The sequence below is a fragment of the Rhodococcus sp. NPDC060086 genome (genome assembly GCF_042730275.1).
Taxonomy (GTDB): Bacteria; Actinomycetota; Actinomycetes; order Mycobacteriales; family Mycobacteriaceae; genus Rhodococcus.
Map to the genome: position 1 here is coordinate 1 of NZ_JBHWWZ010000088.1, position 8,496 is coordinate 8,496.

Annotated in this window: 9 protein-coding genes and 2 tRNA genes; 3 read left to right on the plus strand and 8 right to left on the minus strand. The window is 67.4% G+C overall.

Going from position 1 to position 8,496, the window contains the following annotated elements; genetic code table 11:
* Positions 1 to 54: 54 nt before the first annotated feature.
* From ACFWB0_RS25310 to ACFWB0_RS25335, 6 genes are all read right to left on the minus strand, one after another.
* Positions 55 to 657 carry a hypothetical protein gene (locus tag ACFWB0_RS25310; RefSeq protein ID WP_378493153.1) on the minus strand — a complete coding sequence of 201 codons (603 nt, stop codon included), beginning with the start codon at positions 655 to 657 and terminating at the stop codon, positions 55 to 57.
* 72 nt (positions 658 to 729) lie between these two features.
* Entirely contained in the window at positions 730 to 1,677 is a 948-nt protein-coding gene (locus tag ACFWB0_RS25315; RefSeq protein WP_378493154.1) for a sulfite exporter TauE/SafE family protein, read from the minus strand.
* A gap of 296 nt (positions 1,678 to 1,973) precedes the next feature.
* On the minus strand, positions 1,974 to 3,218 hold the full coding sequence (locus ACFWB0_RS25320) for a saccharopine dehydrogenase family protein (protein WP_378493155.1): 1,245 nt from the start codon (positions 3,216 to 3,218) through the stop codon (positions 1,974 to 1,976).
* A gap of 10 nt (positions 3,219 to 3,228) precedes the next feature.
* Positions 3,229 to 3,621, minus strand: coding sequence for a DUF2784 domain-containing protein (locus ACFWB0_RS25325; RefSeq protein WP_378493156.1), 393 nt, complete (start codon positions 3,619 to 3,621; stop codon positions 3,229 to 3,231).
* 18 nt (positions 3,622 to 3,639) lie between these two features.
* Entirely contained in the window at positions 3,640 to 4,008 is a 369-nt protein-coding gene (locus tag ACFWB0_RS25330; RefSeq protein WP_378493157.1) for a universal stress protein, read from the minus strand.
* 139 nt (positions 4,009 to 4,147) lie between these two features.
* A complete protein-coding gene (locus ACFWB0_RS25335; protein WP_378493158.1) occupies positions 4,148 to 5,623 on the minus strand; it encodes an SDR family NAD(P)-dependent oxidoreductase in 1,476 nt (491 codons plus the stop codon).
* Between the two features lie 95 nt (positions 5,624 to 5,718).
* Here ACFWB0_RS25335 and ACFWB0_RS25340 point away from each other — a divergent pair, with 95 nt between their 5' ends.
* On the plus strand, positions 5,719 to 5,955 hold the full coding sequence (locus ACFWB0_RS25340) for a PLDc N-terminal domain-containing protein (protein ID WP_378493159.1): 237 nt from the start codon (positions 5,719 to 5,721) through the stop codon (positions 5,953 to 5,955).
* A gap of 64 nt (positions 5,956 to 6,019) precedes the next feature.
* On the opposite strand, the gene ACFWB0_RS25345 is transcribed toward ACFWB0_RS25340, so the two are convergent.
* Together ACFWB0_RS25345 and ACFWB0_RS25350 are read right to left on the minus strand one after the other, a co-directional pair.
* Positions 6,020 to 6,105: transfer RNA gene (locus ACFWB0_RS25345), tRNA-Leu, on the minus strand.
* A gap of 209 nt (positions 6,106 to 6,314) precedes the next feature.
* Positions 6,315 to 6,400 (minus strand) — tRNA-Leu (locus tag ACFWB0_RS25350).
* A 118-nt stretch (positions 6,401 to 6,518) separates the two neighbouring features.
* Here ACFWB0_RS25350 and ACFWB0_RS25355 point away from each other — a divergent pair.
* Together ACFWB0_RS25355 and ACFWB0_RS25360 are read left to right on the plus strand one after the other, a co-directional pair.
* Positions 6,519 to 7,871, plus strand: a complete 1,353-nt coding sequence (locus tag ACFWB0_RS25355) for a M20/M25/M40 family metallo-hydrolase (RefSeq protein ID WP_378493160.1) — start codon at positions 6,519 to 6,521, stop codon at positions 7,869 to 7,871.
* A gap of 40 nt (positions 7,872 to 7,911) precedes the next feature.
* Positions 7,912 to 8,454, plus strand: a complete 543-nt coding sequence (locus ACFWB0_RS25360) for a YbhB/YbcL family Raf kinase inhibitor-like protein (protein WP_378493161.1) — start codon at positions 7,912 to 7,914, stop codon at positions 8,452 to 8,454.
* Positions 8,455 to 8,496 lie beyond the last annotated feature (42 nt).

The following is an 8,496-nucleotide window of genomic DNA, read 5'->3' on the forward strand; positions in this document are numbered from 1 at the left end:
GGGCATCACAGCTGTGATGACCACGCCCGTGTCGTCGCAGAGGGGACCTCTTGATCAGAGGCCGAGAAGCTCGGTGGCGACCCCGACCGCAGCCGGCCCGTCCAAGCTGGGGAACTCGGCCCATTGCCCGCCGGTGACCGAGACACGCACATCCGGGAACTCGACGGTGGTGACGGTGATGCCGGCAACGTCGGTGCCCATGTTCATGGTGTACGCGACGCCGCCCTCGGCCTCGACGGCGCTGTCGGACAGTACGTCGAGTCCTGCAGTGCCGAGCACGGCGGGGTCGGACACGGCGCCGTTCCCGGTCTCGATCATGACCTCGACCGTGCGGATGTCGTCGAGGCTCGTGGCAGCTTCGGGTGTAGTCCAGGTGCAGTACACGCCGTAGTCGCTCGAGCCGTTGTTCGGATCGGCGTCGAGCCCTTCGATGTACTGCTCCACGGCGGGTGCGACGTCGTCGCAGCTCGTGAACTTGGCGAGGAGGTCGGCGTCGAGTGTCTCGACGCTGACGTCTCCGTCGGAGAACGAAGCGTCGGCGGTCTGTGAGGCGCTGTCGCTGTCGGATGAGGACGAAGCGTCGTCGGAGGAGCAGGCGCCGAGGATGAGTGCGCAGGCGAGGAGTGCGGGGAGGGCCGCGAGACGGTGTCGATTCACGCGGCGAATGCTATCCGGTGTGGTGTCCCGCACTGATCTTGGTATGGGTGTTTTGTCCGTTCACGTGGCGTGCTAGATTTTTTGGCCCTGCGGGTCTTCCTGCAAGACCGCGGGGGTCGGGGCCTCGAGCTTTTCGAGACCACCCGACGACTCGGCCGGGGTGAGATTCGAGCGCTTCCACGACACGACCAGCAGCGTGATCCACCCGGCGATGAGCAGCATGTAGAGCAGCGTGGCGACCATGCTGGACACCTCGAACGTGTCGAACAACTTGTACAGGTTGGTCACGACGATGACACCGCCGACCGCGGTCCCGAGCAGCGTCGCGGGAACGCGCGAGACCAACCATGCAGCCACCGGAGCGGCGAGCGCACCACCGATCGCCAACCCCGCCACGATGACCAGGTTGTCGAACGATTCGCGTCCCAGGCCGATCAGGAAGCCGATGCTGGCTGCGACGGCGACGAGGAACTCCGAGGCACTGACCGAGCCGATCACCGTGCGCGGCGCGGTCTTTCCGCGAGAGAGCAGCGTGCTGGTGGTGATGGGGCCCCAGCCGCCGCCACCGCTCGCGTCGACGAAACCGCCGAAGAATCCGAGCGGTGAGAGGAACTTGGCGGTGTGCGGCGAGGTACGGGCGTTCGCCACGGCGGGTGGGCGCACCGAGAAGCGCAGCGCGACATACACACCGATGATCAGCAGGATCGTCGCGGTCACCGGTACGGCCGCTTCCGTGGACAGGCCCGAGAGGACGGTGGCGCCGAGGAATGCGCCGATCGCACCGGGAACGCCGAGTCGCAACACGACCTTCCAGTCGATGTTGCGGAACCGCCAGTGCGCGGCACCGGACACCAGGGTGGTACCGACCTCGGCCAGGTGGACCGCCGCGCTCGCGTGGGCCGCGCCGACGCCACTGAAGATCAACAAGGTGGTGGCAGTGACACCGAATGCCATGCCGAGCGCACCGTCGACCAACTGGGCGCCGACGCCGACCAACGTGAAAACAAGGAGATTGAGCATGCAACGCTCCGTGCGACTGGAAGGAACCTAGACGAACACGACGAGCGGTGCGACACCGCTCAGAAGGACATCCAGGTACAACACTCGCAGTCGAAGCATGCGCCACGACGGGTAGGCCAGAACGCCATCAGCGCAAGCCGAGCGGCAGGAGCCGTCTCGATGCTCGTCGCGTGCATGATGTCCCAATTCTTTCGTCGAACCACTTCGGTCGCCGGACAGGCGACCGATCGAGCATAGCCCGTCGCCGACGACGGATGCACGTCGGCGCGAAGATGGCGCGAAGATGGCGCGAAGATTCAGGGCAGGCGGCGCGTCGAGATCTCGAAGCCCGCTGCGCGCAGCCTCTCGGTCAGCACATCACCGAACGCCACCGCAGGAGTGAGTACCCCGCCACCCGCATGGAGTGCAGAGCCCCCGACTGCCAACGACAGCGCGGATTCGCCCAACATCACCGCGGTCGCCTTGTATCCGGGGTCGCCCTTCGCCGCGAATCGCGCCGTGTAGCGGGCACCGGTCTCGGTGGTGGTGTACAGATCGGCCGTGAAATGGCCCTGCTCTCGGGTCTTCTCCGACGGGCCCTCGCCGGGTGCGGGCAACAGTTTGTCGAGCAGGTACCGGGTCGGACGGAACGACAGGCCCGCCACCAAGGCGCCCAGTCCTGCCGCGACAGCCCCGGCGATCACCGGGGATGCCACCGACGACCCGACGCTCATCACCTCCCGATACCGGAACCGCGGTCCGTAGGTGCCGTCCGTGAGGGCGCTGCTGCGCCGCACCACCCGGGTGTTGACCGATGCCATCGCGAACGGCGCCTTCCATCCGGTCACCTCGGGAGCGATCGTCTTGCCGTCGACCAGCGCGACATCGCTCTGCCTGCCGTGATCGGGTTCCCGGTCCCGGTCGGGCGACAACGAATAGGGACTCGCCGCGATCTTCCGGGCCGTGCGATCGGTGCGGACCACGTCGATCTGGTTGCGCAGGGAATCGATCGTGCCGCCGCTGATGCCACCACTGAACGACGTCAGGATGAATGTGGTGTCGGTCAGGGCGCCGGCGTTGTCGGCCTCCGCAGCGCGACGCAGGGCATGCACACCGAGATCGGAAGGAACCGAATCGAACCCGCACGCGTGCACGATGCGGGCGCCGGTGCGGTGGGCGACCTCGTCGAACCGGTCGATGCTCTCGCGTTGGAACAGGACCTCACCGGTCAGGTCCACGTAATCGGTGCCCGCCTCGGCGCACGCCTGGACCAGCGGAACGCCGTACCGGGCGTACGGGCCGACCGTCGTGATGACCACGCGGGTCTCGGACGCCATCGCGGCGAGGGAGTCGGGGTCGTCGGCATTCGCGATGATCAACGGCCACTCGGCGGCAGCGGGAGGAAGCGACGAGCGTACGGAGTCCAGCTTGTCGCGGGAGCGACCGGCGAGACCGACCGTCAGGCCGGACGGCAGGTGGCGGGCGAGGTACTCCGCGGTGAGGCGGCCGACGAAGCCGGTGGCGCCGTAGACGACGACGTCGAGATGGCGTGAGGCAGTCATGCCGCCCACCCTACTGGCGAGTAAGTCGCGGTGCGACCGTTCTCACACGGGAGTGTCGGTGACGAGTCCACAGCACCGTCCACGACACCACGACACACACGACGACAGCGGCGCGCACCGATCCGAGCGCCGATTCGGGATAGATCACACCGGTGAGATAGTGCTCGATGAATCCGCCCGGCGGCAGCCCCGACTCACCGGCCCGGGTCCGAGCCCAGTTCTCCGCAGACGTCAGCGGGCAGTCGAAACCGATGATCACCGACGCGGCGCCCCACACCACGGCGAGTACATGCGTGACGATCGTGCGGGGCCACCGCCACGTGAGGAACCCGCCGAACGCGACGTAGAGCACGAACAGCAGATGGGCGAACGCGGTCGCGTCGGCGAGCAGCCGGTAAGCCATAGGACCAGAGTAGGCCGGTTACTCGTCCTTCACGACGAGCACGGGAACCGCTGCTTCGATGATCACGCGCTGCAGCCCACGCTCGAGGAGGAACTTGCCGGTCGCGGTCCGGCCGCGGCTACCCACCACGGCCCGGTCGGCGCCGCTTCGCGCGAGCAACTCGATCAGCGTTCCGACCGAATCGCCGTCGTGCACCTCGGTGAGGACCTCCCAGTCGCCCTCACCGAGGACTCCGAGGACCTCCGCGCCTACCGTGTCGCTCTCTGCGGGATCGTCGAGGGGCGCCAGCACGACCAGCTTCTGCCCGCGGTCGGCGGCCTCGCGGGCGCCTGCACGCAGGGCGGCGCGGCCTTCGGGGGTGTCGGCATGGACGACGGCGACAGTCATGATGCTCCTAGGCGCAGTGGAACGGTGGGTCGACTGTGTACCAGTATCGCGGCCCGCACGGGTGAATCGGGCATCGGACCCCTGTGGAAATGGTCTCTGCCGTCGGAGTCCTGTCGGTCGGATCTCACCGGGCGGGCCGTCACCAGGGCGCAGACGCGTAGTCCTTGAGGAAGCACCCGTAGAGATCCACGCCCGCCTCGCCCTGCACGATCGGGTCGTACACCCGCGCCGCGCCGTCGACCAGGTCGAGGGGCGCGTGGAAGCCCTCCTCGGCCAACCGGATCTTGGTGTGGTGAGGTCGCTCGTCGGTGATCCACCCCGTGTCGACGGCGGTCATGAGAATGCCGTCGCCGAGCATCTCTTCGGCGCTCGTGCGCGTGAGCATGTTGAGCGCGGCCTTCGCCATGTTCGTGTGCGGATGTCCCGGCCCCTTGTATCGGCGGCCCGCGAACTGCCCTTCCATCGCCGAGACATTGACGACGTACTTGCGGCGCGCGGGTGACGCGGCCATGGACGGACGCAACCGGTCGACGAGGATGAACGGCGCCACCGAGTTGCACAACTGCACCTCGAGCAGCTCGAGCGGCTCGACCTCACCCACGGTCTGCACCCAGCTGTTGGTGTGCACCAGGTCGGGGAGCAGTCCGCCGGCGTCGATCGCGATGCCCGCGGCGATCCGCTCCGGGGTTGCGGACCCGGCCACCATGGCCAGCGACGAGACGGACTCCGGCGACAATGCACCACCCGAGAGACTGCCGGCGAGTGCGGCGGGATGCGCCTCCGACGGCTTGCCGAACGTGAGCACCTCGGGACGAGGACCTGAGGGAAGGGCCGCGGACTCGGCCTCGGCGAGCGCCGAATAGGCGCCGGGGGAGCGGCGTACGGTCTGCGCCGCATTGTTGATGAGAATGTCCAGCGGGCCCTGCGCCGCGACCTCGTCGGCGAGAGCGACGACCTGCGCCGGGTCGCGTAGATCGATGCCGACCACACGCAGGCGGTGGATCCAGTCGGCGCTGTCCTCCATCGCGCTGAAGCGGCGGATCGCATCGTTCGGGAAACGGGTGGTGATCGTCGTGTGCGCGCCGTCGCGCAGCAGCCGCAGCGCGATGTACATGCCGATCTTGGCGCGGCCACCGGTGAGCAGCGCGCGCCGGCCCGTCAGATCCGTGCGTGCGTCACGTTTGGCGTGATTCTCCGCAGCGCACTCGGGGCACAATTGGTGGTAGAACGCGTCCACCTGGGTGTATTTGTCCTTGCAGACGTAGCAGCCACGCGGACGCAGCAGCGTGCCCGCGCTCGCGTTCCGTGCGGACGAGGTGAGCGGAACCCCGGCGGTCTCGTCGTCGATACGGGTGGGGGAGCCGGTCGCGGTCGACTCGAGGACCTCGCGGTCGGCGGCGGCCTTGCGGTCGCGTCGCTCGATGCGGCGCAGTCGCTTGAACTTCTTGAACATGTGCCCGACAGCGCGCTGCACGGTGACCGCATCGGGATGATCGGCCGCGAGGTCCCCGGCGAGATCGAGAACGCGGAGGCAGACTTCGAGGTCGGCGGGATCTATCCGCTCGGATCCGAGTGCGTCGGTGAGTGTCGTTGCAGTGTCGCTGTGGGGGTCCATGTGCCCTTTTCCGGTGTGTACTGAAGCCCGATTATGGTACCGGGTGAGCGCGGAGGGCCCGCTGCTCATGTCCTGAGGATCACTTCGGAGGAATGATGAGCTCGACCACACCGGCTCGTGCCAAGAAGAAGTTCGCCGATCTGTCGCCGTGGCAGCGAGCCCTCGTGCTGGTTCTCGCGAGCGTCCAACTCTCCCTCGCCGCGACGGCCTGGGCGGATCTCGCGACCCGCCCTGCAGAGAAGGTCAACGGAAACAAGCTGAAGTGGGCACTGATCATCGCCGTGAACTTCATCGGTCCGATCAGCTACTTCCGCAAGGGGCGCCGCAACTGAGCGACATCCCCTCGACGAAGAAGGCCCCGATCCTGAATCAGGTTCGGGGCCTTGATATTTCGCGTGTCCGAGGGGGGACTTGAACCCCCACGTCCGTTAATAGGACACTAGCACCTCAAGCTAGCGCGTCTGCCATTCCGCCACTCGGACCGGTGCCATACGGGCACGCGGTGTGCTCCCGCTTCCGCGGGCGCTGTCGAAAACAGTAGCGCATGGATGCGCCGTTCCCCAATTCGCCTACCCCGTGGTCACCGGAGCCGCGGTGTCCGCGCCGAGAGCACTCGACCGACCGGCCGGACAACGTTGAAGGCCCCGAACCTGATCGGTTCGGGGCCTTCAACGTCTGTCTCGACTCAGAGTGTCCGAGGGGGGACTTGAACCCCCACGTCCGTTAATAGGACACTAGCACCTCAAGCTAGCGCGTCTGCCATTCCGCCACTCGGACTCGAGCGCGCACCCACTCCGGCGGGCGCTGTGAAAGATTAACGCACCACGCCCCAGCTCCCAAATCGCTACCCCCACCTGCAGTGATTCGTGGCGTCGTCGATGGTAGACATGCAGGCATGGCCACAACATCGAATGCGCACCAGCCCTCCAGAGCCGAAGCAGAGGTCGTCGACCTCGTGTCCCGGCTCATCCGCTTCGATACGTCCAACACCGGCGACCTCGCCACCACCCGCGGTGAGAAGGAATGCGCCGAATGGGTCGCGTCCCAACTCCAGGAGGTCGGATACGAGACCACCTACGTCGAATCCGGCGCCCCCGGTCGCGGCAACCTCTTCGCCCGGCTCCCGGGCGCCGACCGCGACCGCGGCGCGCTGATGCTGCACGGGCACCTCGACGTGGTGCCCGCCGAACCGGCCGATTGGAGCGTGCACCCGTTCTCCGGAGCCGTCGAGGACGGCTACGTCTGGGGTCGCGGTGCGGTCGACATGAAGGACATGGTCGGGATGATGATCGCCGTCGCCCGACGCTTCAAAGCGGAGGGCATCGTCCCGCCCCGCGATCTCGTCTTCGCGTTCCTCGCCGACGAGGAGGCCGGCGGTACCTACGGCTCCCAATGGCTCGTCGCGCACCGCCCCGACCTGTTCGAGGGCGTCACCGAGGCCGTCGGTGAGGTGGGCGGCTTCTCGTTGACCGTGCCGCGTCCCGACGGCACCGAACGCCGTCTCTACCTGGTCGAGACCGCAGAGAAGGGTCTCGGCTGGATGCGTCTCACGGCGAAGGGCCGCGCCGGACACGGATCGTTCCTCCACGAGGAGAACGCCGTCACCATCCTTGCGCAGGCCGTCGCTCGGCTGGGCTCCCACACGTTCCCGCTGGTGGTGCCCGACTCGGTCGCCGAATTCCTCGCTGCCGCGGGGGAAGAGACCGGCCTGAACTTCGACCCCGCCTCCCCGGATCTCGAGGGCACCCTTGCGAAACTCGGGTCGATCGCCCGGATCGTCGGTGCGACGCTGCGCGACACCGCCAACCCCACGATGCTGAACGCCGGCTACAAGGCGAACGTGATCCCGCAGACCGCAGAGGCCGTCGTCGACTGCCGCATCCTGCCCGGACGCCTCGCCGAGTTCGAACGCACCGTCGACGAACTGATCGGCCCCGACGTCACCCGCGAATGGATCACCAGCCTCGACTCGTACGAGACCACCTTCGACGGCGACCTCGTCGACGCGATGAACGCCGCCATCGAAGCCCACGACCCGCTCGGCCGCACCGTGCCGTACATGCTGTCGGGAGGCACCGACGCCAAGGCATTCGCCAAGCTCGGAATCCGCTGCTTCGGCTTCGCGCCCCTGCAGCTCCCCCCGGAGCTCGACTTCGCTGCACTGTTCCACGGCGTCGACGAGCGTGTCCCCGTCGACGCACTGCGCTTCGGCACCCGCGTCATGGAACACTTCCTCATGCACTCCTGATCACGAACTCGATCACCGAACACAACCCGAAAGGACCGGTATGGCCTTCGATTACGACCCGTACAAGTTCCTGCCCGAGCTGCCCACCTTCCAGGTGACCAGCGAGGACTTCGCCGAAGGTGACACGTGGAAGCTTCCACAGGCCAGCGGCGCGTTCGGCATCCCCGGCGGCGGCGACGTCTCACCGCAGCTGTCGTGGTCGGGATTCCCCGCGGAGACGAAAAGCTTCGTCGTGACCGTGCTCGACCCGGACGCGCCGACCGGCTCCGGCTTCTGGCACTGGGCTGTGGCGAACATCCCGGCCACCGTCACCGACCTGCCGTCCGGGGCCGGCAGTACGGACTCGGCTGCACTGCCGATCGGCGCGGTCTCGCTGCGCCACGATGGCGGCGCATTCGGATTCATCGGTGCCGCACCGCCCGCCGGGCACGGCCATCACCGCTACATCGTCGCCGTGCATGCCCTCGACGTCGAACTGCTCGAGGGTGTGGGCCTGGAATCGAGCCCGGCGTTCCTCGGCTTCAACGTCTTCGGGCACGCCATCGCACGCGGCCTGCTGACCGGTACGTACGAGGTCGAGTAGAGGAAAAGACGGCGGGGGCCGACACCATCGATGGTGTCGGCC

Excerpts from the sequence above, each read along its gene's own strand:
- ACFWB0_RS25315 (WP_378493154.1), bottom strand. The coding sequence starts at position 1,677 with ATGCTCAATCTCCTTGTTTTCACGTTGGTCGGCGTCGGCGCCCAGTTG.
- ACFWB0_RS25320 (WP_378493155.1), bottom strand. The coding sequence starts at position 3,218 with ATGACTGCCTCACGCCATCTCGACGTCGTCGTCTACGGCGCCACCGGC.
- ACFWB0_RS25325 (WP_378493156.1), bottom strand. The coding sequence starts at position 3,621 with ATGGCTTACCGGCTGCTCGCCGACGCGACCGCGTTCGCCCATCTGCTG.
- ACFWB0_RS25330 (WP_378493157.1), bottom strand. The coding sequence starts at position 4,008 with ATGACTGTCGCCGTCGTCCATGCCGACACCCCCGAAGGCCGCGCCGCC.
- ACFWB0_RS25335 (WP_378493158.1), bottom strand. The coding sequence starts at position 5,623 with ATGGACCCCCACAGCGACACTGCAACGACACTCACCGACGCACTCGGA.
- ACFWB0_RS25340 (WP_378493159.1), top strand. The coding sequence starts at position 5,719 with ATGAGCTCGACCACACCGGCTCGTGCCAAGAAGAAGTTCGCCGATCTG.
- ACFWB0_RS25355 (WP_378493160.1), top strand. The coding sequence starts at position 6,519 with ATGGCCACAACATCGAATGCGCACCAGCCCTCCAGAGCCGAAGCAGAG.
- ACFWB0_RS25360 (WP_378493161.1), top strand. The coding sequence starts at position 7,912 with ATGGCCTTCGATTACGACCCGTACAAGTTCCTGCCCGAGCTGCCCACC.